This window comes from Bacillus cereus group sp. MS39, from assembly GCF_040448665.1.
Lineage (GTDB): Bacteria > Bacillota > Bacilli > Bacillales > Bacillaceae_G > Bacillus_A > Bacillus_A wiedmannii.
In genome coordinates, this window is sequence record NZ_CP123058.1 from 3,289,122 (window position 1) to 3,314,436 (window position 25,315).

Below are 25,315 nucleotides of genomic sequence, written 5' to 3' on the forward strand. Positions count from 1 at the left end.
CCTTTATTTAAGAAATTGTCATACAAGAGCCTGGGCCACCTGCGAATGATAAACCACAGCTTCCTTGTTCGTTATATAAATCTGCAACTTGTTCGCGGTGAGTGGCCGGAATGACGAAGCGATCTTTATATTTTGCGATAGCAAGAAGACGATACATATCTTCTACATCCTGTTTCGTTAAACCAAGTTCTTTTAATACAGCTTCATTTGGTTCTTTATTAATTTGCAGTGCTCTCATATGCGTTCGCATGACAGCCATTTTTTTTAATGTAAGACGAATGTGTGATTCATCTCCTGCAGTGAGTAAGTTCGCTAAATATTGAATTGGAATACGCATATTATCGATAGCAGGGAAAATCTCTTCTGCTTGCCAGTTACTACCTTTCCCCTCCACCATATTCATAATTGGGCTAAGCGGTGGTATATACCAAACCATTGGCATTGTACGATACTCTGGATGAAGAGGTAGAGCAATTTTCCAATCGATAATCATTTTATAAATTGGCGACTGTTGTGCCGCTTTAATCCATTCTTCAGGAATGCCTTGTTTTTTCGCTTCAGCTGCTACTTCTGGATCATTTGGATCTAGGAAAACAGTAAGCTGAGATTCATATAAATCTTTTTCATTTTCAACAGAAGCCGCTTCTTTTACTTTGTCAGCGTTATATAGCATTACCCCAATATATCGAATACGTCCTACACATGTTTCTGAACAAATTGTTGGCATACCAGCTTCAATACGTGGGAAACACATTGTACATTTTTCAGCTTTATTCGTTTGCCAGTTAAAGTACACTTTTTTATATGGACAAGATGATACGCAGAATCTCCATGCACGACATGCGTTTTGATCTACAAGAACAATCCCATCTTCTTCACGTTTATACATCGCACCAGATGGACAAGATGATACGCAAGATGGATTCATACAGTGTTCGCATATGCGTGGTAAATACATCATAAAGACATTTTCAAAATCTGTTTTAATTTCTTCTTCCATTTTCTTTACGTTCGGATCTTGCAATCCTGTTATATGTCCACCAGCTAAATCATCTTCCCAGTTTGGACCCCATTCAATTTTGTCGATAAATTCGCCTGTAATTGCTGATTTCGGACGTGCAACTGGCTGATGCTTACGCTGCGGACTATTTGTTAACGTTTCATAATCATAGTTCCAAGGTTCAAAGTAATCATCGATTGTTGGTTGATCTGGATTGTGGAAAATATTCATAAGGCGTTTCATTTTCGAACCGGATTTCAGCTGAATTTCACCATTTTTTAATTCCCAGCCGCCTTTATATTTCTCTTGATCTTCCCATTGCTTCGGATAACCAATACCAGGTTTCGTTTCTACGTTATTGAAGTACATATATTCAGCACCTGGACGGTTCGTCCAGGTGTTTTTGCATGTTACGCTACAAGTATGGCATCCGATGCATTTATCTAGGTTCATTACCATTCCGACTTGTGCTTTAATCTTCAAGCCAATCTACCTCCTTCAATTTGCGAATTACAACGTTTAAGTCGCGCTGATTCCCAGTCGGACCATAATAGTTAAATCCATAACTTAATTGACCATATCCACCAATCATATGTGTCGGTTTCACGTGAATTCGAGTTGGACTATTATGCGTTCCCCCGCGGTTACTTGTTAATTTCGTACCAGGTACGTTAATGTGGCGATCTTGTGCATGATGCATAAATGCCATTCCTCTCGGTATACGGTGCGTTACAACAGCACGCGCTACAACAACACCGTTACGGTTAAAGCACTCAATCCAATCATTATCTGCTACGCCAGCTTCTGCAGCGTCCTCTTTATTCATCCAAACAGTTGGACCACCTCTAAACAGCGTTAACATCGGTAATGAATCGAAGTACATACTATGAATCGACCACTTATTATGCGGCGTTAAATAGTTTAATGTAATTTCTTTCCCTTCTACTTCAGGTCGTGATTTACGGAACGGTTTATGTTGCAGAATTGGTTTAAATGTTGCCATCGTTTCACCAAATTCTTTCATCATGTCATGATCTAAGTAGAAAGATTGTCGACCAGTTATCGTTCTCCAAGGAATAAGACGTTCCACATTTGTTGTAAATGGTGAATAACGTCGTCCACCTTTTTCAGAACCTGTGAAGGCTGGAGAAGTGATTACTGTTTTCGGTTGTGCTGTAATTTGTTCAAAAGTGAAGCATTCTTCTTCACGTTCTTCTGCTAAATCACGTAGTTTTAAATCGGTTTGTTTTTCAAGTGCTTCCCATGCTTTTACTGCCATATGACCGTTTGTTGTAGAAGAAAGCGTTAATACCGCTTCAGCAGCATTGATTGCTTCTTTTATGTCTGGGCAACCTTTCGCAATAGAATCTGTTCGAACAACTCCTAATCGACTCTTTAGTTGCTCATATTCTTTTTCTGCAGACCAAGAAATCCCTTTTGTACCAATCGGTTGTTTCCCTGCATTCGGTCCTAGCGCAGTCATTTTGTCATAAATCGTTTTATAATCCCTTTCGACAACATGAATTTGTGGCATTGTTTTACCTGGTATTGGTTCACACTCACCTTTGCTCCAGTCTTTAATCTTGCCGAGTGGTTGCGCTAGTTCTTGCGGTGTATCGTGAAGAAGTGGTGTTGCAACAACTTCTTTCATTGGTTCAAGATCGATTTTCTTCGCTAAATCAGACACAGCTTTAGAAAGAGAAGTGAAAATATCCCAGTCAGAACGTGCTTCCCATGGTGAACCGATTGCCGGATTAAACGGATGTACAAATGGATGCATATCTGTACTGCTTAAATCGTGTTTTTCATACCAAGTTGAAGCTGGTAAGACGATATCAGAATAAAGTGCTGTTCCAGCCATGCGGAAATCTAAATTAATGAGTAAATCAAGCTTCCCTTCTGGTGCGTCCTCATGCCACTTAATTTCTTCTGGTCGTAACGAATCACTATCGTCATTCATCAATCCGTTTGTTGTACCTAATAAATGTTTTAAGAAATATTCGTGTCCTTTACCAGAACTTGAAATTAAGTTTGCACGCCATACGAATAAATTACGCGGGAAGTTGTTTTTGTTATCTGGATCTTCAATCGCAAATTTTAGTTCTTTTTCTTTTAATTTTTGTGCAACGTATTTACCGATTTCTTCTTGCGTTGTTGCACCAGCAGCAACAGCTTCTTTATATAATTCAATTCCATTTTTCTCGAATGTCGGATACGAAGGTAACCAGCCCAGTCGTGCTGCTAATACGTTGTAATCACCGTGATGTTGATAACGTGAGTTACCTTCAATTGGTGATGCTAAATGGCCAACAGGTGTATCTTCATAACGCCATTGGTCTGTTACGAAATAGAAGAAAGATGTACCGTTTTGTAATTTCGGTGGCCCTTGCCAATCTTTTGCCATTGCAATTGTTTGCCATCCTTCTGCTGGTCGCAATTTTTCTTGCCCAACATAGTGCGCCCAACCACCGCCGTTTACACCTTGCGCTCCGACGAGAAGAACAAGATTTAAAACTGCGCGATAAATCGTATCAGAATTAAACCAATGGTTAATACCAGCTCCCATAATAATCATCGAGCGGCCATTCGTATCAACAGCATTTTGTGCGAACTCACGAGCGATTTGAATAATAAGCTCTCGTTTCACTCCTGTCATTTTCTCTTGCCATGCAGGCGTAAACGGTACATCATCATTGAAATCTTTCGGCTCTTGTCCGCCAAGCCCTCGATTCACGCCGTAATTTGCTAATGTTAAGTCATATACAGTTGTAACGCACACTTCGCCTTCTTCTGTCATAACTTTTTTCACTGGAATTGTACGTTCTAATATTGTATTTCCATCATCAGAGAAGTATGGAATTTGTACAGTTTCAATCGCTTCTTCCATTCCAAGTAAAGAAAGACGTGGATCAATCGTTTCACCTGTCTGTTCATCTTCTAAACGTAAGTTCCATTTCTTTTCGTTATCCCAACGTGATCCCATTGTGCCGTGAGGTGTTGCAAAATCATTCGTATTTTCGTTCCAAATTACAGGTTTCCATTCCCCTAACTTCGTTTCGCGTCCAATATCAGAAGCATTTAAGAAACGATCAGCAACGAATTGATCTCCTTTTTGTTTCAATGTGACAAAGAAAGGAAAATCAGTATATTGCTTCGCATACTTTGTGAAGTATTCCACTTGATTATCTACGTAAAATTCTTGTAAGATCACATGCCCCATTGCCATCGCAAGTGCACCATCTGTACCTTGTTTCACACTAATCCAATCATCTGCAAACTTTGTAGACTCGGCAAAGTCAGGACTTACAGAAACGACTTTCGTTCCTTTATATCGAACCTCCGCTAAAAAGTGTGCGTCTGGTGTTCTTGTCATCGGTACATTTGAACCCCATGTCATAATGTAACCAGAGTTATACCAGTCACTACTTTCTGGTACATCTGTTTGATCACCCCAAATTTGCGGAGAAGCTGGTGGTAAATCAGCGTACCAATCATAGAAGCTAAGCATCGGCCCGCCCATAAGTTGCATAAAGCGGCTACCTGCAGCATGACTTAACATCGACATAGCTGGAATTGGTGAAAAACCAACATTTCGGTCTGGACCGTATTTTATTACTGTATAAAGTAAAGAAGCTGAAACAAGTTGTAATACTTCATCCCAATTCGCTCGGATGAATCCGCCTTTACCACGCGCCTGCTTATACTTACGTGCCTTTTCAGGGTTTTCCACAATGCTTTTCCAAGCATCTAATGGTGACTCGTTATTTTGTAGTTCTTCTTGCCACATTTCCCAAAGCACACCACGTACATATGGATATTTCACACGAAGTGGACTATAAATGTACCAAGAAAAGCTCGCTCCACGCGGACATCCTCGTGGTTCAAAATCAGGCATATCAGGACCTGTTGTTGGATAGTTAAGCTCTTGACCCTCCCATGTTACAATTCCATCTTTCACATAAATGTTCCAGCTACAAGAACCAGTACAGTTCACACCGTGTGTAGAACGGATTACTTTATCATGCTGCCAACGCTTTCTGTACACATTTTCCCATTCACGATCTTCATATGTTTCTTGTGTATGATTATCGTTATAACGATCTATTGGTGAAAAATATTTTAAACGTCTCATTAGTGCTGAAGGTTTCTTCTTCATACTGTTCACTCCTTTAATACGTCTCTCTTACATACCCTTACTATAAGAGAGGTTGTAAAATACAGATGTGATATTTCGCACAGTTCAAGAGATTGTCAAAAATTCCGAAAAAATATAAAAAAGTGAATATCTAATCATTGTGGAGGGATCACATCCTTCACTGACTGTTAAATTACTTCCTTGCTTCTAGAAAAGTTTAAGATGAAGTACTGATAATAATGAGCGTGCAAAAAATTTCTTATATAATAGAGGAAGTAATTTGGGAGTAGTTAAATTTGATATGCCTAAATCGTTATATCGGTTTATAAATAAAATGTAATAATTTAATTCCACCCTACCAAGGGCAACTATCCTGAAAATAGTTGAACAAAAAACGCTAGGGAATCCATATGAATTATCAGCAAGTTGAATTGAATGAATAGAAAAATACACCCAGAATGGCAGGATTATAAGATAATAATAAAAGGAGGATATTATGATATTAGAACCGCTTTATGCAGAAAACATTATAGTAGCCGTTATATATAAAAATGAGTTTAGATGGTATGTAACAGATAAAGAACTATGGTTTTTAGATTATGATAAATTAGATCATGCATATAAAAATTTAGGTGTAAGCATTGAAGATAATGAGGAAACGGAAGAAAGAAATGGAATACAAGTATTAAATAATGAAAATGTAGAAGTATTTTTACTAAGGATTAATCAATATAAAACAACTAAAGAGGAAATAAATTATTTACTACTTGAAAATATTACAAGGAAAAATGCAGGAGAAGATCTATTAGATTTTAGTCCAGTCTTATTAATTAACTTTGATAATAAAATACTATATTCAATGTTTCCAGAACCGGCATCATACGAAAACTATGTACCAAAAGATTGGAGTGGTACATATGAAGATTTCACTGAATTCATACCTACATCAGAAAAATATTGGATAGATAAGTTTAATAATAATCTACTTTTACTATAATTCAAGTAGGACAAGAGTGATGATAGTATAAGAACTTCTTACCTTAATAGAGCTTGTGAGATTAATGGAGAAGTAAATAGAGTCCCTAAATCCAGAAATAAAGGAGTAAAATAGTCATGAAATATCCATATAGTTTTGAAGTACTTAACAGTAGAAATTTAGTTATGAGACTTCCTCAAGAAATTAAACTTGTTGAAACTTTTTTAGGAATTGAAGTTTCAGCTTTTGGAGATTGGATTTTAGAAGAAATAAAAAGTGTTTTAAACGGAGAAAAAAATTATGTAGTAGTAAATGGCAACATTTGCGGTTTAGAAATTCGGAACGATACAACTACTGTGTTAGACAATTTAGCCGAAGATGGTAAAGGCGAATATTGTGAAATTGAAACAATGGACTTGGTAGAATTAATTCATATTTGGTTAGATAAACAAAAAGAATATAAGAAAGATAAAAATAAAGGATTGTAATAATTTACATAGTTGGCCTCTTAAGGAAGTCGGCTTTATTTATTACTCATATAAATTTTAATCACAAGGCGTATGATATAGGTTTCCAACTTTACGCGTAGGGTTCCCTATGCTATTTATTTTGCTCATCGAAGTCACTCTTTCCTTCCCCTCCTCTATGTTTTACCGATAATACTAGTTTATATCAAGACATATTGCACATAAAACTACAAATCATTATTTACCATATTGCCCTAAGTTACGGAAACAATTATACTAGATATAATCGAGATAAATAATCTGAATATTCTCAGAATTAGAGATAAGATTTTTACTTCCCGCAAATAGAGGCGTAAATTCTATTTTCCACTAAATAGATTAGAAAACGTTAATAAAATGAGGAGGGTTACGATGCCCCAGCTTGATTCATTACATCCTATTGTAGAAAAAATAATAAACAATATTGAAAAATTAATGGTCGGAAAACGAAAAGAAACGATCTTATCCTTGACAGCTCTCTTAGCTGAAGGTCATGTACTATTAGAAGATGTTCCTGGTGTCGGGAAAACAATGTTAGTACGTGCTCTTTCTAAATCCATTGATGCTGATTACAAGCGAATTCAATTCACACCTGATTTACTGCCGTCAGATGTAACAGGTGTTTCTATTTACAATCCAAAAGAGCTCCAATTTGAGTTCAAGCCTGGACCAATCATGGGGAATTTTATACTTGCTGATGAAATTAATCGTACATCTCCCAAAACACAATCTGCCTTACTTGAAAGTATGGAAGAAGGCAATATTACAATAGATGGCATGACAAGACCGTTACCAAAACCGTTCTTTGTAATGGCTACACAAAATCCGGTCGAATATGAGGGAACATACCCTTTACCAGAAGCCCAGCTCGATCGATTCTTATTGAAACTAAAAATGGGATATCCTACACCAGAAGAAGAATTTGAAATTTTAAACCGGATGGAAAAAACAAATCCACTCTCCCATCTACAAGCTATTACTACAATAAAAGAGTTACTTTATTTACAACAAAGCGTACGAGAAGTAAGCATGGACAAAGCAATCAAGCATTACATTGTAAAGCTTGTTAGTCAGACTCGTTCTTATAGTTCTATACAGCTAGGTGCAAGTCCACGTGGCTCAATTGCTTTAATGAAAGCTTCACAAGCTTATGCATTCATCCATGGTAGAAATTATGTTATTCCAGACGATGTTAAATTTTTAGCTCCTTACGTGTTAGCTCACAGACTCATTCTAAAAATGGAAGCAAAATTTGAAGGAGTAACAGGGGAACAAGTTATTTCAAAAATCGTTGCACGAACTGCCGTGCCGACTCAAAGGACGATGAACCTTTGATGAAACGCATGCTACGAGCACTATATCATGTTACTAAGTTATCACTCATTCCTTTATGCCTAGTCTTAACCTTTGTATACGCTATGCTTCAAGGAGGATTTGTAAGTTGGTTTTTGTTTTACAGTGCGATTCCTATTGGCCTTTATTCACTATTGCTTCCCTTCTTTGCTTTACGGAACGCTGAGGTAAAACGAAGAACAAATCAAGACGAATATGTAGCAGGAGAACCATTTTTAAGCACGATTACAATAAAAAGAAGTTTTCCATTTCCCTTACTTTATTTAATTATAGAAGATGAACTGCCATTACAATTCACAAATTGTAAACAAACGAAAGTAAATAAGGCAATACTCTTTCCAGGATTGAAACGAAATATTTCGTTTCAATATGCAATTGACACAATACCTAGAGGAGAGCACACTTTTTCAAGCGTACGTGTCAAAACTGGTGATCTATTCGGTATGATGGAGAAAGAAGTAACTTTTTCAGTTCCAGATACATTTTTAGTCTACCCTCAGTATGTAGATATAACATATCGACAATTGGAAAATCATTTCGAACAAGGAGCGCTTTCAGCAAATATAAATTTAGCAAAAGACTCTACAATTTCTGTCGGTGTCAGAGAATATAAACCTGGCGACCGCTTTTCATGGATTGATTGGAAAGCAACTGCACGAACAAACAATATTATGACGAAAGAGTTTGAACAACAGCGCAGCCATAATATTATGATATTCATGGACAGAACCCCATCCCCTCTATTCGAATCAGTCGTCACATTTACTGCCTCTATTGTCAGGTCTGTCTTGAAGCAAAATTCACTGGCGTCATTCGTGTCTGTCGGAAAAGAACGTACTTTTTTTCCTTTAGACAATGGAGATAGCCAGTTGCAGCAAATCTTTTGTCATTTAGCGAAAGTACACGCAGATAGTGTATTCCCGCTCTCCCGGAGTGTAGAAATGGAATTAAGAAAAATTTATGAGCCCGTCACGATTATACTCGTGACAAGCGATCTTTCTCCCGATATTCAAAAGGCGGCTGACTTTGCTGCTATAAAAAATAGAAAATTAATGGTGTTTGTCGTAAAAGAAAAAGCAAATCAACTCTCACACCGAGAACTCAGTATTCTAGAAACTCTACAAAAACGACAAATATTTGTAAATGTGGTTTATGGAAACCAGTATACAAACGTGTTTTTTGAGGTGAGCAAATGATAACATTACAGGAAAAAAAACAATTGGATATGACTAGATTTTTCATGCATGCATGCGCATTTCTACTTTTACTAGAATGGCTAAGGCCCCTCGTAGGTATTACAAACGTAGGTAGATTAGATATTTTTATAATCTTTATAGGAATTTGCTTCACACTCTCTTTTTTTCAAACAAGTTGGCAGATTCCAATAAAGATCGTCACGATTTTATTCATCATTCATTTCCTATATTATAAAAATGCTTTTATAAATCCATCTTGGCTAACGACATTTTTTACTGATATTTCTCGAAATTCCTCCTTGTTATTTCAGGGGAATTTGCTAGATATTTCTCCAGTTTTCCCAACACTTTTATTGCTTTTATCATTTTGGTTTTTAAGTGCTTTCATCTCTTTTTGGATGATTCATAAAAAACGTGGGTTGTTATTTCTTATATTGACTATTATTTATATCACAATTTTTCACGACTTACATTTATACAATGCAAACTACGCTATTATTCGTACTGTTGTCATCGGTTTTTTTATGCTTAGTCATCTCCACATAGAACGAATAAAAGAGATGGAACACTTACAAAATTATGCTAGAGAAATCTCAAAATTACTTAGACCACTTACACTATTTATTGTATTTTCAGTAACCATCGCATACTTTGCTCCAAAATTTGGACCTCAATGGCCAAACCCAATGGATTTTTTAAAATTCAATACATCCGAAGCAAGTAAAAAGCAAGAAGTTTCTAAAATTGGGTATGGTTTAGATGACTCGAGATTAGGCGGTCCTTTTAAGGCGGATCCTACAATTGTTTTCACAGCACAAACGCAAAACAAACAATATTGGAGAGTCGAAACGAAAGATTTTTATACAGGAAAAGGCTGGGAAGTTTCTGAAAATCAAAAAAAGATTTCTTTTAAAAATAAAAACGACGTCGTGAGCTGGTACGAACAAAATACAAAAATGGAGACAACAAAGGCAACAATCAACATGCAAAAAAGTTATCCTCACCTTACCTATCCAGCAGGGTTAATATCAGTTGAGGCTTCTTCAGATGTATCATACAGCGTTGACCCATTTTCTGAAAAAATCTATACGATGGATGGAGATTCTTCTACTACTTTAAATTCCTATAAAGTAACATATGATGTCCCGGAGTTTTCCATAGAAAAATTGAAAGCTGTTAAAATGAATGAAGGCCAAGAAACAAATCCTTATTTCATGAAAAAGTACACGCAACTTCCCGAATCATTACCGCAGCGAGTAAGAGACTTAGCTGTTAATCTAACAAATGATAAAGACAACCGATATGATAAAGTATTAGCTATTGAAAACTACTTTACCGACCATTCTTTTGTATATGAAACAATGAATGTCTCGTTCCCTGCCAAAAACCAAGATTATGTAGATCAATTCCTTTTCGATACAAAAAGCGGCTACTGTAATAATTTCTCGACATCTATGATCGTGTTACTTCGTTCCGCCGGGATTCCTGCTCGCTGGGTAAAAGGTTATACGGAAGGAACTCTTGATAATACACTTGCCTCTGCAGAAGGTGACGATGTATATAAAATCGCGAATGATAACGCACACTCTTGGGTCGAAGTATATTTCCCAGGATACGGATGGATTCCATTCGAACCAACAAAAGGATTTACGAATCCCTATAATTTCACAAATAATACTCCTGCTCCTACTATACAAAATAGCGAAGAAACTAATTCTCAAAACGAGCAAATACGCCAGCGGAACAATGAAGCCAAGCTCAAAAATTTAATAGACGATACAGAAGAAACTACTACTAAAAAGAGTACAAATTCTAAAAATGAATTTTCCTGGTGGTACGTATTTCTCTCTACGATATCGACTAGTATTGTAGGATATATTCTCTTCACCACTAGAATAAAATGGATTACATTTTTTATCATTCTTTTCTATAAATACCGAAAAGGTGATGCTGTTTATAGCAAAGCTTATGGCGCACTTTTAAAACAATTTGCGCGAATCGGTATACCACGTGGGGAAAGTCAAACATTCCGAGAATATGCTCTCCACATTGATACACTTTACAACTCGGCTCATATGCAACAACTTACTTTCAGTTATGAGAACGCTATGTATCAAAAGGGACAATCCGCAACAGAATGGCAGAAATCCGTACACTTATGGGAAATCCTTATGAAAAAAGCAGCCTCTCCGCCAAAATCAAATGACTTCCATTCAGCGATTTAATCTTGATAATGTGAGTTGAAAGAAAACGCCTCAAAGAACTACATTGTTCTTTGAGGCGTTTTTTAATAAAGTGAAATTCCTAGTTATTCCCCAAGTACCTTCTCAATCTCAACCTCTAAATCCACCGGCTTCGTTTGCGGCGCAAAACGCCCTACTACTTTCCCGTCTTTTCCGATTAGAAACTTAGTAAAGTTCCATTTCACTGCTTTCATACCGAGTAAACCTGGTGCTTGTTCTGTCATGTATGTATACAGAGGATGAGCCTTGTCACCTTTTACATCAACCTTTGAAAACATCGGGAAATTTACACCGTAGTTTAACTCACAAAAACTAGTAATATCTGCTTCTGTACCTGGTTCTTGTCCTCCGAATTGGTTACAAGGGAAACCGAGTATTTCTAGTCCTTTGTCTTTATATTTATCATATACTTCTTGTAACCCTTTATATTGCGGTGTAAAACCACACTTGCTAGCTACATTTACAATAAGAAGTGCTTTTCCTTCGTAATCTTTTAACGATTTATCTTCTCCTGTTATCGTTTTAGCTGAAAAATCATAAACTGTCATTTTCCTTACCCCTCTCTTCACTATCATTCTATGTTTATACTATACTACATTCATGAATATACAGCTCTTATTACGTACTTACACCCCAATATGATAGCGCTTTATTTCTGTTCAAAAATTCGACACAGACTACTAGACTTTTATGATGGAAAGTTTTACAATTGAATTGTGAACAAAATGTGACAGTTTGTATTCCATTATAAAAGAAAAGGATGGTGTTCATTATGAAAACTGCACAACATGAAACGATTTCAAATCGCGAGTTTTATTTCGTAATATATATGATGTTATTGTATGTTACTGGCTGGGTAATCGATGTAAATGGTTTATTTTTAAGCTCCTACTTTAATTTAGCAGGAGAGATTATGCTTCCAATCGTTGGTGGCATAGTTGGACTGTTCGTTATGTCTATCAATAAAGAACAAACGAAATAACAACACTTTAAAAAGGCAGAAGACGAGCTTTCGTTTTCTGCCTTTTTCTATTTTAGCGTATAATAGAAACATACAGTAACTAAGGAGTGGTAACGATGAAAAAAGTAGAGCAATTATCTTCACACCTATATCTTATTGATGATTTTGATTTACAACACAATGAACGAACTGGTACGTACGTTTTATTAGGTGACGATATTACTTTAATTGAAACTTGTGCAGCCCCTTCTCTTCCGTATATTTTAGATGGCTTACAACAATTACATATTGATTTATACGATGTAAAAAACATTATCGTTACACATGTTCATTTAGATCACGCCGGGGCTGCTGGTTTAATGATGGAAAAGTGTCCAAACGCTACTTTATATGTGCATTCTCGCGGTGCTCGTCATATGATTGACCCAACAAAACTCATTCTAGGCGCAAAAGCTGTATACAAAGAAGATTTCGATAAACTATTTGATCCAATTCTTCCTATAGAAGAAGAACGTGTTCGTATTGTACAAAATGGTGATACGTTAAAAATTGCCGCAGACCGTACACTTACATTTTACGATACACCGGGACATGCAAAGCACCATATTAGCATTCACGATTCATTAACAAACGGCATTTTTACTGGCGATACAATTGGCATTTATTATAGAGAACTCGCAGACCTTGGTGTTGAACTATATTTACCATCAACGTCCCCTTCACAATTCCAGCCAGATGCGATGATTGCTTCTAAAAATCATATTCAAAGTATGAATGTAGATACTATTTATTTCGGCCATTACGGTGCATCCTCCAATGTTACAGAAGTATATAACCAACTGGAACATTGGCTACCTATTTTCGTTCATACTGGTAAAGAGGTCTTTGAACAGTATAATGATTTCGACGAAGCGACTAAAGCATTACAAACTGTGTTAATGGAAAAAATCTCTTCTCATCTTACAATGTTAAACGTTCCATCAGATCATTCCGTTTATAACATTTTACATCTAGATATAGAAATTAGCGCGATGGGCATTATTGATTATTTCACAAAGTTAGAAAAAACAAATTCCACTATTAGCTAACAGTAAAAGAAGAGATATACAACAGTAGTTATTGTATATCTCTTTTTTCTTTGAATATATTTTGAGTAAAGGATGGTGGAATGCAATGCAAAAAGTGATGCTATACCTCTGCTTTACCTTATTTATCGTCTTATTATTATTTGTCGGGGTAAAAATTCAATTTTATTTAGATACAGATGCGCAGGTGAATTTTAACGTTTATCCAAGATTATTCTACTTTACACTCTTCCCTCTTATAGTTGGCATTTTATTACGATTCCTTCAATCCATTAATCGCGAAACAAGTAAACAAAACTGGCGCTTTCAACCGGATAAATTTATCGCTATTACTGTGCCTACGCTATTCATTTCCTTTTCTCCAGCTCTACTCTTTTCACCAGTTGGTGCATACCTACCTTATTTAACTAATATTATTCTTATAAATACTACTTTTGTTACGATAATAAGTTTAATAGCTGGCTATTCTCTTTTAGATTGTTTTATACAAAAAGATACTGCAAATATGAAAAAATATAATTGATAACCATTTTTTAAGTGTTGCTAATTAGGTCAGTTTGTTTATAAATCTAATATTACTTGTAAAAGCCGATATAAACAAAAAGGGGAATTATGTTAAAATTAAATTGGTTGTATTTAGATCACAATGCATTTTATCCAGGGGAGACTTATTATGTATAAATTAGGTGCTTTCTCGTTTCTAACGTTTCTCGCAAGTATATGTTCCTTTTTTATTTTAAGAGGACCTAATGCAAATTTAACTTTAATTATTGCGATTTTAGGCATACTTTCATTACTTGGAATTTTTTTTGCAATCGCATCAAAAAATTGGTTATTCGGAATAGTTGGTACAGCATTAAATGGAGCAATACTAGTATTTGTATATTTCTTATCGCTAGCAAAAGGAATAGGTGGTTAATAATTTTACGTTTCAATAAAAAAGCTCAGAGCTTAGGCTTTGAGCTTTTTACTTATCTCACCTTTTCATCTACATACTCCATAAACTGCTCCGCATTAATAAATCTTTCTTTATACGCCTCAGGTACTTCTTCTACTTTCATCCCACCAGTTGATTTTGTCTTTACTTGTACGATTTCATATGTCATTAAAGCTTCCACATAACGGTCAAACTCTTCTTGTGTTAATACTTCTTTACTAGATTTATGACCATTTAATCTATCAAAGTATGGTTGAAGGCTCATACTTAAATTTTTCATTTCTTCTCTTTTTCCTGGTGATAATTGATCATAATTAATATTACCGTTCGAATCCCCGTACGCAAGCTTTGCATTTGTTAATTTCTTTAGTTCTTTTGTAAACTCTTCATATTCCTTCGCACCCATTTCGTCTTTCGCTTCTGATAACTTTGCATTAAAACGCATATACGCTTCTAATGTCATCGCTCCGGCATGTTTTTTTAAGTTCTCAAACGACCCGTATATACCATCCGCCATAATAGATTGGTAAGCAAAACCAGTCGTTGGGATTAAAAATGCTGCTGCAAGCACTCCTGCAATAAGGCGTCTCTTCATCTTACTCCCGCCGTGATTCATTTTTATTTGAACGATTACTTTTTCTTTTAACTCCGGCGGGGCAACAATCCCATTCGCTTCCTCTTGTATAGATTCTCTAATTCTGCAATCTAAACTCATTTCACATTCCCTACCTCTCCTAAAAAGATTTCTTCCACTTGCTCTATTTGACGTAGTTTTTTTAATGCTGCGTGAATTCTAGATTTCACAGTACCGATTGGGATATGTAATATTTGTGCTACTTCTTCTTGTGAATAATCGTGTAAGTATCTTAAGATAATAACTTGTTTCAATTTATACGGTAATTTATGAATGAGTTCGATTAGTTTTTTGTTTGATATTTTACTTACAACATCGTTAGAAAAATCAATTTGTTCCGGTTTTCTTTGCTCTTCTGCTTTTTTTATAATTCGTAATCGCATCCACCTCTTTCTTCTATAAGAGTGAATTTGTTTAATCGCAAGTCCAATTAGCCAAGGGCGAAATGGTTTCTTGCTATCATACTTACAAAGCGATTCATATAACTGTATGTATATTTCTTGAACGACATCATCTACATCCGTTTTATCTTCAATTAAAAAATGTGCTGTTTTATATACTTCTTGAATCGTTTTATCATACAACTTGCTATATGCTTCTTTATTGCCTGATAAAGTTAATTGGATCAAATCTGTATACACTGCTTCAACCTTCATATACCATCCCTCCTTTGTCTTACACTATATATTGGCAAGTAATTGACATTTCGTTCGATTTTTTCAAAATTTTTTTTATATAGATTAATATAATGATTCAATATGTTCATAAGCTTCACTTATAATCACACATAACTATTATATAATTTTCCAATTTCTAATGAACATTTAAAATGATTTATATAGTCAAATTTAGGAGGATATATAATGAAAGCTATCATTGTAACGTCGTTCGGTGGTCCTGAAGTGATGAAATATACAGATGTGGATATGCCGGATATTTCAGAAGATCAAGTTTTGATTCGCGTTGTTGCTACTAGTATAAATTTCGCCGATATTAAATCCCGTTATGGTAAAAAAGGAAATAAAGCACTACCTTTTATACCAGGGATAGATGCCGCTGGTGTTGTAGAACGAGTCGGTTCTCATGTGAAAAATATTTATCCTGGACAACGTGTCATTGCTTTTCCTCAAGATGGCTCTTACGCAGAATACGTTGTCGCAAACGAAAACCTTACTTTTGCTTTACCCCATGAAGTCGATTTTCAAACTGCAGCTGCGTGTCCTATCGTATCTTTCACAAGCTATAATTTACTCGCAAATGTTGCAAGGCTTCAACAAGGTGAGTCTGTACTCATTCACGCTGCGGCTGGTGGAATTGGTACGACAGCAATTCAAATCGCTAAACTATTAGGAGCTGGAACTGTTATCGGTACTGTCGGAAATGAATCGAAAATTAAAATCGCTTTAGACGCTGGAGCTGATTATGTTATATGTCGTCAAGATGTAGATTTTGTAGAGAAAGTCAATGAACTGACCAACGGTGAAGGGGTTGATGTAATTTTAGATTCTATTTCTGGAACGGTTTCGGAAAGAAGTTTAAAATGTCTTGCTTATTATGGTCGCCTCGTTCATTTCGGAAATGCAAGCGGTGAAATTGGTAACTTTCAAACGAAAGATTTACACGCAAGTTGCCGTTCTATACTCGGTTTTAGTTTTGGTACTACACGAAAAAAACGTCCTGAACTACTCCAAAAAACTGCAAATGAAGTTTTCCGTTATTTACGTGATGGCCGTCTGAAAATGAAAGCTGCGAAATCTTTTCCACTTCAAGATGCAGGGAAAGCACATGAATGGGTCGAAAGTAGAAAAAGTACAGGGAAAGTAATACTAACTGTCCAGTCCTCTTCCTGAAATGAATACTTGAAACCGAGGTGCCATTCATGGGATCACGAATTATGCATGCTATTATCGCCAACAAGATTGCCGAAAAACTATGTATTCAAGATAAAACTTCTTTCATACTTGGAGGAGTAGCCCCCGATGCGGTTCATTCAGCAAAAGAAAAAGGAGCTTCACACTTTTACGCTGGCACAACGAAAAACTATACGAGAAGGATAGATTTCAATTCTTTTTTTCAAAAATATAAAGTTCATATGGATTCCCCTTTTCTTTTAGGCTATTACACTCATCTCATTGCCGATGATAATTGGCTAAGCGGCTTTTTTCTACCTTGGCTAAAAAATAGAATAGAAAATGACGCAACGATCGCACCTATGTACTATAACGATTTTAAATTGTTAAATGCAAAGTTGCTTCATCATTACGATAACGAACAACGGCTCTTCTCTCTTCTCAACGAAGAGGCTCACATTATGGATATTGAAGAGGTTTCTAAAGAAAACGTATTAGCTTTTCGAAAGTATCTTTTTGAAGATATGTTGTATCCAGAGCAACATTTGCATGAAGACTTACAAGTATTTACGTTTAATCAAATCGTTGGTTATATTGAGACAGCTATTGAAAAAGGCGTATTTTATATTAATCAACTCTCTAATGAAAAATCCACTTCAAATATGTAATCCCCCTCAACATATTTGAGGGGGATTTTCACAAAGCAATATTATTATTTGTTCTTTTCCATAACCGCAAAATAATTGCCTTCACTATCAGCAAAGTTAAACACTTTACCAGAAGGCATAGTTACCATTTCCCCAACAGTAACATTTTTATTTTTTAAATCTGTATATAATTGATCAAGATTTTCTGAGAAGAACATTAAAGATGGTGTACCAAGATTTAATTCTGGGCTCATTTTAGAAATCACTTCTTTATTATGTAATATAATGCTCGTTTCTGCACCGCTTTTCGGAGCGATTTCAATCCATCTCATTCCTTGCTTGTTATCTTCTTCTGCTACTACATGAAACCCTACTTTTTCTGTCCAAAAATTGACCGCCTCATCTTGATTGTTTACATATAACATAATTTGTCCGACTTTATGAATCATTTGTATTCCTCCTATTGTTTTTTTACATTCTATGTAGCTTTCTACAGCTGCTATCGTTATTCCTTTTGAGTTGGTATGTACTTCTTTGCAAAATTTATCGACTGACTCATCCCATCCAGTTCGTCAAAATAATCATTTCTTTCAATCATGTTATATCCGTCGAATCCAATTTCATCTAATACTTTGAAGAATATATCGAAATCCACTTCACCATTTCCTACTGCTACTTCTATATACTTACTTGAACAATCACTTTTCACTTCTTTACAATCTTTAATATGAGTTTGTACTATATAATCTTTTAATAGTAATAAACCCTCTTCCGGATTTTCATTTACATCACTTATTAAATTTGCTGGGTCAAAGTTAACAGCTAGTCCTTTCGAGTTTGCAGTTTCTAAAAACCGTTTTAATACTATTGCTTTTTCAGATCCCGTCTCAATAGCAAAGACTCCCCCAAATTTGAACGCTAATTCCCCTATCTCATAACAAACCCGTACCATTTTATCATAGTACTCACTTTTTTCATCATCTGGAACTTTCCCAATATGAGCTGTTATTATCTTTGCTCCCAGCTCCAAACCTCTGCCAGTAATATATTTAAACTGATCTATTGCACTGCCAGCTTCTGTTCCTATAATTCCATTTTCTCCAAAACTAATTGCTAATGATGGAATCTTTATTCCATTAAAAAATAAGCTTTTCTTTAAAGCATTCCACTCTACCATTGGAATATTAGCTAAGTTGAAGTTTTTATTCATAGCATATAATTGAATATATTCTAAATCCCATTCCCTTGCTTTTTGTATTCCTTCGTTTACTTCAATATGTTTCGTATTCAAAAACATTCCTAATTTCCTATCCATATATGTACCTTCTTTTTATTATTTCGCATCAATTTAATATTCGACTTTCTTTATATTACTTCCTTGTACATATGTTGATTTAAAAAGTGATAATCGATACATTTTAATAACCATTAATAAAACTCCTTGTATTATTCAATTGCAAATAAAAAAGACGTAACTACAAATAGTTACGTCTTCCTAATTATTTATCTAGGCTTTTTCTTCCCAGTAAATGCTGGTTTCTTTTTCTTTGGTACTTTCGGTTTCGTTTCTACAAACGAACCGTTGAACATTTCTTGCTTCGTAAATACGATGCCTAGTTTTTTTGCAAATTGAAGTAATTTACGCTCTTCTTGTTGTGTTACAAGAGAAACGACAGTTCCTTCTTTACCCATACGTCCTGTACGTCCTGAGCGGTGAATATATTGGTCTACTGTGTCTGGTAACTCCAAGTGGATTACATGTGTTAAATCATCGATATCTATTCCACGTGCTGCAATATCAGTAGCAAGTAGAATTTCTAATTTCCCGCCGCGGAAAGCACGCATCGTTGCTTCACGCTCTTGCTTACTTGCTTCTGCATGAAGAGCTGCTGCTTTCATTTTACGGAATTGCAATTTCTGAGTAATTTCATCTAAACGGAATGGGTCATTTAAGAAAGCAACTGCTTTTACATCGCCCATATGCATAATTCTTCTTACGTAATCATTTTTTTCGCGTCGCTCACAAATGATATACGTATGCTCAACTAAGCTTTTTGTCTCTGCACGTGTTATACGTACTAATTGTGGTTCAACTGCTAAATCACGTGCAGCATCTTCTGCCGCTTTTGTAATTGTCGCCGAGAAGAATACTAATTGACGATCTCGCATTGTAGACTTGATTACATCTTGTACTGCGCCCATCATCTTTTGTTTTACAATTTGATCAAACTCATCAAATACAATCGTTTTCACTTCATGCATCTTTAGCTTTTTCATTCGAATTAATTCTAAAATACGTCCTGGTGAACCGACAATTACTCTCGGATGTTTCTTTAATTTTTCAACTTGGCGCTTAATATCTGCACCACCAATTAAAGATGCCCCTGAAATTTCAGTCCCTGCTGTAAACTTTTGAACCTCTTCGTGAATTTGCATTACAAGCTCACGTGTTGGTGCTAAAACAACAACTTGTGGTTGTTTTACTTCAGGATTAATTTTATGTAAAAGGGGTAATAAGTACGCTAATGTTTTTCCTGTTCCAGTTGGAGATTCAGCTATAACGTCTTGTCCTTCTAAAATAGTTGGAATCGCTTGTTTTTGAATTTCAGTTAATTCTTTAAAACCAGCCTTCTCCCAAGCTTGTTGTAAAAATGGTTGCATATCTTTTATCATTTGTTTTTCTCCTTTATCTCTATTTTTGAAGAAAATGTTGTATTGTTCGCACCGTTTCTATCATGTGTGAGATAACAGCTATTAAATCATCAACATGGTCTTCTGTAATCGCTTTTTGAAATAGAACCTCTACCTTATTATGATATGAAATCGCTTGCTTATTATATTCATATGAAATTTTCTGCGTAATCATTCTTTCTTTTCCCCATATAGAATGCATGAAAGTTTCAATTTCTTCACACACTACCTCTGGCTTTTCTATCGGGAATGAAAATGCTAACTTCATTTCACAACCTGGTGTAAATTGTGGTACTTCCAATATTTCACCAGACAAGTTCTTTGCATCTACAGATAGTGAAAATGTTGCTTTTACTACCGGTTCGAACGGTTCTGTTAATTGAAATGAAATATGGTATATACGACTTAATGAGGCAAGGTCCATCATGTCTTTTCGATCTGTTACAAGAATATCTCCATGTAAATCAAAATCATAAACAGCACCTTCTACGATTACTTTTAAATTATCAAAAGCAGTTGGATCAAACATAATTTCCTCCAAAAAACAGGCGCCTTTCGATGGAAAGGCGCCACTTGATGTATATATAGTTTACAGATAAACGAGATGAATTACAACCTTTTAGAATAAACCTACTGCTTTTCCATCTTCATTTACATCCATTTGTAGTGCTGCTGGCTGTTTTGGAAGGCCTGGCATTGTTAACATTGTTCCTGTTAACGCAACGATAAACCCTGCACCAATTGATGGTTTTAGCTCACGAATTGTAACGATAAAGTCAGATGGACGACCTAATTTTGTTGCATCGTCAGAAAGAGAGTATTGTGTTTTAGCCATACAAATTGGTAGGTTACTCCATCCTTCTCCTTCATATTGAGCTAATTGCTTACGTGCTTTCGGAGCAAACTCAATATCTTTTGCACCATACACTTTTTGAGCAATTGTACGAATTTTTTCTTCTAATGGTAATTCTAATTCATAAAGTGGTGCGTAGTTGTTCTCACCTTTTTCGATTTCTTTTAATACTTTTTCAGCAAGGTCAACTCCGCCTTGGCCACCCTTTTCCCAAACTTCCGTTAAGGATACTGCATAGCCACGCTCATTGCACCACTCTTGTAAGTATGCAACTTCTGCATCTGTATCTGTAATAAATTTATTAATTGCAATTACGAAAGGTACACCGAAGCTTTGAATTGTTTCAACATGCTTCTGTAAGTTTTCCATACCTTTTGCTAATGCGTCTACATTTTCTTCTTTTAATTGATCTTTTGCTACGCCACCATGCATTTTAAGCGCACGAATAGTCGCAACAATAACAACTGCTTCTGGTTTAATGCCAGCTGCTCGAGCTTTAATATCTAAAAACTTCTCTGCACCTAAATCAGCACCGAATCCAGCTTCTGTAATAACATAATCACCTAATTTTGCTGCCATTGTTGTAGCGATAACACTGTTACAACCGTGAGCGATATTCGCAAATGGTCCGCCGTGAATGATAGCTGGTGTATTTTCTAACGTTTGTACTAAGTTTGGTTTTAATGCGTCTTTTAATAATAATGTTAACGCACCTTCTACACCTAAATCTTTAACCGTTACAGGTTGATTTGCAAAGTTATAAGCAACTACGATGCGAGATAGACGTGCTTTTAAATCTTGAATATCTGTTGCAAGGCAGAATACGGCCATAATTTCAGATGCCACTGTAATATCGAAACCATCTTCACGTGGTACACCTTGAACTGGTCCACCAAGACCAATTACTACGTTACGTAGGGCACGATCATTTAAGTCAACACAGCGTTTCCAAACGATTTTACGCGTATCAATCCCAAGTGTGTTTCCTTGTTGGATATGATTATCAATAAACGCCGCTAACGCGTTATTAGCAGTTGTGATCGCATGAATATCTCCAGTAAAGTGAAGGTTAATGTCTTCCATAGGTACAACCTGTGAAAAACCACCACCTGCTGCTCCACCTTTTAGCCCCATCGTTGGTCCAAGAGATGGTTCGCGAAGTGCAATTACTGTTTTCTTACCAATTTTATTAAAAGCTTGACCTAAACCAACTGTTACTGTTGATTTACCTTCTCCAGCTGGAGTTGGGTTAATCGCTGTTACTAAAACAACTTTACCGTCTTTCTCGTTCTGTAAGCGCTTAAAAATATCAAGAGATAACTTACCTTTATAATGTCCGTATGGCTCTAATTCATCTTCTAAAATATTTAATTCAGCTGCAATTTCTTGAATCTTCTTCATACTCGCTTCTTGTGCGATTTCAATGTCGGATTTAACTGTTGTAGTAGTTGTCATATACCCTAGTCCCCCTTTAATTGGTTCTGATGATATTGTATCAGTTTTTTGTATTTTCTGCACTTATTTACCTCCTAAAAATTCTTTCATTTCTTTATACGTTTTTTAACATAAATACCCATAAGAATGTTAACGATTGTTGTAACTCGATAGGTAGTTGACCTAGCATCTTCTCATTTACTCCGCGCTTATATACACCGATGCCATCTACAACTTCAAAACCTTGTTCTTTCGCTAACTGTTCAAATTCCCAAGGCATCATCGTATTACAAACAACGTCTTTGCCGTATAAACGAGGATAGCTGTTCTCTCGAGGTTTTGCTGTCGGTCCTAAAATTGCAATACATGCATACCCATCGCTTTTTAAAATGCGCTTTATCTCATTTAATGCTCGTAATGGTTCCTCGGTCCATTCTAAAGAATTAATTGCCATAATTGATTCAAATTGCTCATTTTCAAATGGTAAGGAAGAAAGATCCCCTTTTATAAAAGATAAATTCGGTCCTTCTCCGCGCTCCTTCCCTTTTTGAATCATCACTTCTGATAAGTCTACTCCAACTGCTTTATAGCCCGCTCGACTTAATTTATATGTACCGTATCCATCCCCACAACCAACATCGAGCACCTGAGCTTCTTTCTTCACATACTGTTCAAAAAATGGAATAATTGTACTCCTACTCCCGCTATCCCACATCTCCTGACTATTTTGAGTCCAAAATTCTGCACTACTATCCCATTTTTTCTCTACTGATTCATGCCAATTAAATTTCGTCATACATTCCCCCGCCTTCACGTTTTATCACTCATTTCATTCTACATCATTTTCCAAAATTCCTGTTTATCTTCACTAGGAGATGTACAAGCTAATAATGGAATCTTTATTCTCCAATTTTTGCTTTACTTGGGTTTAACTCATACTCATGTTCTTCTCTTTATGTAAGATACTATAGGTACACCCAATTGAAAGAGAGGGATGTACATGCGAAGAAAGAGAAATCATCATTTTAAAAGTGGTGAAAAAAACGAAGAGTATGCAGCTGAAATATCACCAACTGGCATACCAATTAGACATAAGCGTAAAGAAATTGCAAATGAAATAGAAGGTACAAATACCGGTGCAATGGTAGGCTATGTCGCTTTATTTCTTTCGCTTTTCTCAATTGCATTTTATCCGGTTACACTCGGCTCTCTTGCGATTTTAGTCGGCTTATTAGCTGTCAATTTCGGCGCAAGAACACTTGGATATACAGCAATTGGTTTTGGTAGTTTTTCTGTTTTATTTACTTTACTCTATCCGCTTGCTTTGTCAGCGTTTTAAAAAAAACACACCAAGTTATACTTGGTGTGTTCATTCGTGGTACAACATAATATGACCGCATCCACAGCAATGTTTCGCTGTAATTTCTTGAAACACTGGATAATTTTCTTCATCCCGATGCTCAATAAACACCTTTTCAAATCGATACATATTTTGTGCATATGCCCAATCTTGTTTCGTACGGGCATACAAAGTTGAGGAAAAAAACTCCTCACCACCGCAAACGATACATGTATTCTTCATTACTACCCCTCCTATGCTTGTCTTACTTCATCTATATGAACATAAGCATAAGAAAAAGACCTTCTATTACTAGAAAGTCTTCTCTGAAACAAAAAGAAATGTACCAAACATTCCTACTCCGCTATATTCTTTCGTAACACCAGCTTCTGTTTTAAATGTTTGCTTTACAGTCATAAAAAATACACCATTTCGTGCATCTGCACTTTCAAATTGTAATCTTTCTTTTTTACCATCTACATTTTGTGTGCATTCAAAACTACTCTCATTACATTTCAATGCATACTTATCTTCTAGATACAATTTAAAATCTGATTCTTTCGGACAAGTTATAAGTAATATCGCCACGAGAATAATACTTACAATACCCACAATTGTATAATATTTCTTCATTTGTACTCCTTTCAAATGACAAGAAAACTTGACTGCATGCGCCAAGTTTTCTTAGTCCACAACCCATTGCCACTCTTGTTCTTTCTTATCAAAAATGAGCCAACCTGTCTCTGTTGCTTCTTCTTTCAATTCGTCAATATTATCTAGTACCTCATCCGTACTTTCATACGAACCAACTACATATACCGGAATTTCAAGACCTCTTCTTGACTCAATTTTCCCTGCTAGATCAATATAAAGACCATCTTCCATTAATGGAAGAAGCCCCATGATCACTTCTTTCGAAATTGCTGGGAAAATTTTTGATTTTTGGAACAAAGAAAAACGTTTCTTACCGAAAGCACCGAGTTTATAAGGAATGACTTTACTTAACATTCCTACAAAGTCAGCAATTCTACGATAATACACTTTGTTGTACCATCCGTCATCATGTGAAAAATAAACAAATCTATTTTTCAATAGCGGAAAGAATGTTCTTGCAAGTGGTTCTTTTTTGTGAGCCAAATATAAAAGCTCTGCAATTTCTTTTGGCTCTAATTCATCTAAATCGCTTGCATCATCAAAATCTACCCAACAAAATTCATCAAATTCATCAATCTCTGCTTGAATTAGCTTATGTATATTTTCTTCCTCAACATATTCAAATAAAGTATGATAATGAAAATCTGTCCATTCAAAGTTATGCTTCAAAAGCAACACTTGATGAAGCGGTGAAGGGATGTTACTTGCAAACTCTTTAAACGTAATTCCTGATGTAATAAAACAATGACCCCGACGATTACCATTAATATATATCATATTCTTTACTTGGTCAGATCCTCCAGACAAAGCACCTAGCCACC

General features: G+C 35.8%; 26 protein-coding genes. 12 read left to right on the forward strand and 14 right to left on the reverse strand.

The features are described from left to right. Window positions 1–7 precede the first annotated feature (7 nt). Window positions 8–1,483, reverse strand: coding sequence for a nitrate reductase subunit beta (gene narH, locus QEP67_RS17200; protein ID WP_000692693.1), 1,476 nt, complete (start codon window positions 1,481–1,483; stop codon window positions 8–10). Then, window positions 1,473–5,156: a nitrate reductase subunit alpha gene (locus QEP67_RS17205; protein WP_064449665.1), complete on the reverse strand. Its 3,684-nt coding sequence runs from the start codon at window positions 5,154–5,156 to the stop codon at window positions 1,473–1,475. Before QEP67_RS17205 ends, narH begins: the two co-directional genes overlap by 11 nt. 475 nt (window positions 5,157–5,631) lie before the next feature. On the opposite strand from QEP67_RS17205, the gene QEP67_RS17210 reads away from it, so the two are divergent. The 5 genes from QEP67_RS17210 (at window position 5,632) to QEP67_RS17230 (ending at window position 11,391) form a co-directional block, all read left to right on the forward strand. Beyond that, entirely contained in the window at window positions 5,632–6,132 is a 501-nt protein-coding gene (locus tag QEP67_RS17210; protein WP_064460243.1) for a hypothetical protein, read from the forward strand. 116 nt (window positions 6,133–6,248) lie between these two features. Then, on the forward strand, window positions 6,249–6,599 hold the full coding sequence (locus tag QEP67_RS17215; protein WP_061672509.1) for a hypothetical protein: 351 nt from the start codon (window positions 6,249–6,251) through the stop codon (window positions 6,597–6,599). A gap of 390 nt (window positions 6,600–6,989) precedes the next feature. Further along, window positions 6,990–7,952, forward strand: coding sequence for a MoxR family ATPase (locus QEP67_RS17220; RefSeq protein WP_001135794.1), 963 nt, complete (start codon window positions 6,990–6,992; stop codon window positions 7,950–7,952). Further along, window positions 7,952–9,166: a DUF58 domain-containing protein gene (locus QEP67_RS17225; protein ID WP_353706631.1), complete on the forward strand. Its 1,215-nt coding sequence runs from the start codon at window positions 7,952–7,954 to the stop codon at window positions 9,164–9,166. Before QEP67_RS17220 ends, QEP67_RS17225 begins: the two co-directional genes overlap by 1 nt. Further along, window positions 9,163–11,391, forward strand: a complete 2,229-nt coding sequence (locus tag QEP67_RS17230) for a transglutaminaseTgpA domain-containing protein (protein ID WP_064460242.1) — start codon at window positions 9,163–9,165, stop codon at window positions 11,389–11,391. Before QEP67_RS17225 ends, QEP67_RS17230 begins: the two co-directional genes overlap by 4 nt. Before the next feature lie 83 nt (window positions 11,392–11,474). Here QEP67_RS17230 and bsaA read toward each other — a convergent pair whose 3' ends face one another. After that, complete coding sequence (gene bsaA, locus QEP67_RS17235; RefSeq protein ID WP_000219419.1) at window positions 11,475–11,957, reverse strand: glutathione peroxidase; 483 nt, start codon at window positions 11,955–11,957, stop codon at window positions 11,475–11,477. Window positions 11,958–12,181: 224 nt separating this feature from the next. Between bsaA and QEP67_RS17240 the strand changes: the two genes are divergently transcribed. The 4 genes from QEP67_RS17240 (at window position 12,182) to QEP67_RS17255 (ending at window position 14,374) form a co-directional block, all read left to right on the forward strand. Continuing rightward, the gene (locus QEP67_RS17240; RefSeq protein ID WP_000844971.1) at window positions 12,182–12,391 is read left to right on the forward strand and encodes a DUF3925 domain-containing protein; all 210 of its coding nucleotides are present in this window, start codon (window positions 12,182–12,184) and stop codon (window positions 12,389–12,391) included. Window positions 12,392–12,486: 95 nt separating this feature from the next. Further along, window positions 12,487–13,458 (forward strand): MBL fold metallo-hydrolase, encoded by a 972-nt coding sequence (locus tag QEP67_RS17245; protein WP_064470612.1) that lies wholly within the window; start codon window positions 12,487–12,489, stop codon window positions 13,456–13,458. An 85-nt stretch (window positions 13,459–13,543) separates the two neighbouring features. After that, window positions 13,544–13,978 (forward strand): hypothetical protein, encoded by a 435-nt coding sequence (locus QEP67_RS17250; protein WP_064460240.1) that lies wholly within the window; start codon window positions 13,544–13,546, stop codon window positions 13,976–13,978. Between the two features lie 150 nt (window positions 13,979–14,128). Beyond that, the gene (locus QEP67_RS17255) at window positions 14,129–14,374 is read left to right on the forward strand and encodes a hypothetical protein (protein ID WP_000277244.1); all 246 of its coding nucleotides are present in this window, start codon (window positions 14,129–14,131) and stop codon (window positions 14,372–14,374) included. Window positions 14,375–14,426: 52 nt separating this feature from the next. On the opposite strand, the gene QEP67_RS17260 is transcribed toward QEP67_RS17255, so the two are convergent. Both QEP67_RS17260 and QEP67_RS17265 read right to left on the reverse strand, forming a co-directional pair. Continuing rightward, the gene (locus QEP67_RS17260) at window positions 14,427–15,107 is read right to left on the reverse strand and encodes a DUF3600 domain-containing protein (protein WP_000050663.1); all 681 of its coding nucleotides are present in this window, start codon (window positions 15,105–15,107) and stop codon (window positions 14,427–14,429) included. Further along, window positions 15,104–15,682, reverse strand: coding sequence for a sigma-70 family RNA polymerase sigma factor (locus QEP67_RS17265; protein ID WP_048566506.1), 579 nt, complete (start codon window positions 15,680–15,682; stop codon window positions 15,104–15,106). Before QEP67_RS17265 ends, QEP67_RS17260 begins: the two co-directional genes overlap by 4 nt. 207 nt (window positions 15,683–15,889) lie before the next feature. Here QEP67_RS17265 and QEP67_RS17270 point away from each other — a divergent pair, with 207 nt between their 5' ends. Next, the gene (locus tag QEP67_RS17270) at window positions 15,890–16,876 is read left to right on the forward strand and encodes a quinone oxidoreductase (RefSeq protein WP_000644139.1); all 987 of its coding nucleotides are present in this window, start codon (window positions 15,890–15,892) and stop codon (window positions 16,874–16,876) included. Window positions 16,877–16,905: 29 nt separating this feature from the next. Continuing rightward, a complete protein-coding gene (locus QEP67_RS17275; RefSeq protein ID WP_000535601.1) occupies window positions 16,906–17,544 on the forward strand; it encodes a zinc dependent phospholipase C family protein in 639 nt (212 codons plus the stop codon). A 44-nt stretch (window positions 17,545–17,588) separates the two neighbouring features. On the opposite strand, the gene QEP67_RS17280 is transcribed toward QEP67_RS17275, so the two are convergent. From QEP67_RS17280 to QEP67_RS17305, 6 genes are all read right to left on the reverse strand, one after another. Continuing rightward, window positions 17,589–17,972, reverse strand: coding sequence for a VOC family protein (locus QEP67_RS17280; RefSeq protein WP_000581463.1), 384 nt, complete (start codon window positions 17,970–17,972; stop codon window positions 17,589–17,591). Window positions 17,973–18,028: 56 nt separating this feature from the next. After that, window positions 18,029–18,838, reverse strand: a complete 810-nt coding sequence (locus tag QEP67_RS17285; RefSeq protein WP_000375199.1) for a sugar phosphate isomerase/epimerase family protein — start codon at window positions 18,836–18,838, stop codon at window positions 18,029–18,031. A 188-nt stretch (window positions 18,839–19,026) separates the two neighbouring features. Then, window positions 19,027–20,196 carry a DEAD/DEAH box helicase gene (locus tag QEP67_RS17290; RefSeq protein ID WP_000588610.1) on the reverse strand — a complete coding sequence of 390 codons (1,170 nt, stop codon included), beginning with the start codon at window positions 20,194–20,196 and terminating at the stop codon, window positions 19,027–19,029. A gap of 19 nt (window positions 20,197–20,215) precedes the next feature. Then, window positions 20,216–20,743 carry a hypothetical protein gene (locus QEP67_RS17295; protein WP_000460226.1) on the reverse strand — a complete coding sequence of 176 codons (528 nt, stop codon included), beginning with the start codon at window positions 20,741–20,743 and terminating at the stop codon, window positions 20,216–20,218. A 90-nt stretch (window positions 20,744–20,833) separates the two neighbouring features. Continuing rightward, complete coding sequence (locus tag QEP67_RS17300) at window positions 20,834–22,522, reverse strand: formate--tetrahydrofolate ligase (protein ID WP_012644371.1); 1,689 nt, start codon at window positions 22,520–22,522, stop codon at window positions 20,834–20,836. Between the two features lie 94 nt (window positions 22,523–22,616). Continuing rightward, window positions 22,617–23,297, reverse strand: a complete 681-nt coding sequence (locus QEP67_RS17305; protein WP_353706330.1) for a class I SAM-dependent methyltransferase — start codon at window positions 23,295–23,297, stop codon at window positions 22,617–22,619. Window positions 23,298–23,501: 204 nt separating this feature from the next. Between QEP67_RS17305 and QEP67_RS17310 the strand changes: the two genes are divergently transcribed. After that, window positions 23,502–23,840, forward strand: a complete 339-nt coding sequence (locus QEP67_RS17310) for a hypothetical protein (RefSeq protein ID WP_001253209.1) — start codon at window positions 23,502–23,504, stop codon at window positions 23,838–23,840. 30 nt (window positions 23,841–23,870) lie between these two features. Here the strand turns inward: QEP67_RS17310 and QEP67_RS17315 are convergent, their stop codons facing one another. The 3 genes from QEP67_RS17315 to QEP67_RS17325 form a co-directional block, all read right to left on the reverse strand. Then, window positions 23,871–24,083 (reverse strand): hypothetical protein, encoded by a 213-nt coding sequence (locus tag QEP67_RS17315; RefSeq protein WP_000798748.1) that lies wholly within the window; start codon window positions 24,081–24,083, stop codon window positions 23,871–23,873. Window positions 24,084–24,152: 69 nt separating this feature from the next. Then, window positions 24,153–24,473 (reverse strand): hypothetical protein, encoded by a 321-nt coding sequence (locus QEP67_RS17320; protein WP_000761183.1) that lies wholly within the window; start codon window positions 24,471–24,473, stop codon window positions 24,153–24,155. Window positions 24,474–24,524: 51 nt separating this feature from the next. Further along, window positions 24,525–25,301 (reverse strand): oxalate:formate antiporter, encoded by a 777-nt coding sequence (locus QEP67_RS17325; RefSeq protein ID WP_000014094.1) that lies wholly within the window; start codon window positions 25,299–25,301, stop codon window positions 24,525–24,527. Between the last annotated feature and the right edge of the window lie 14 nt (window positions 25,302–25,315).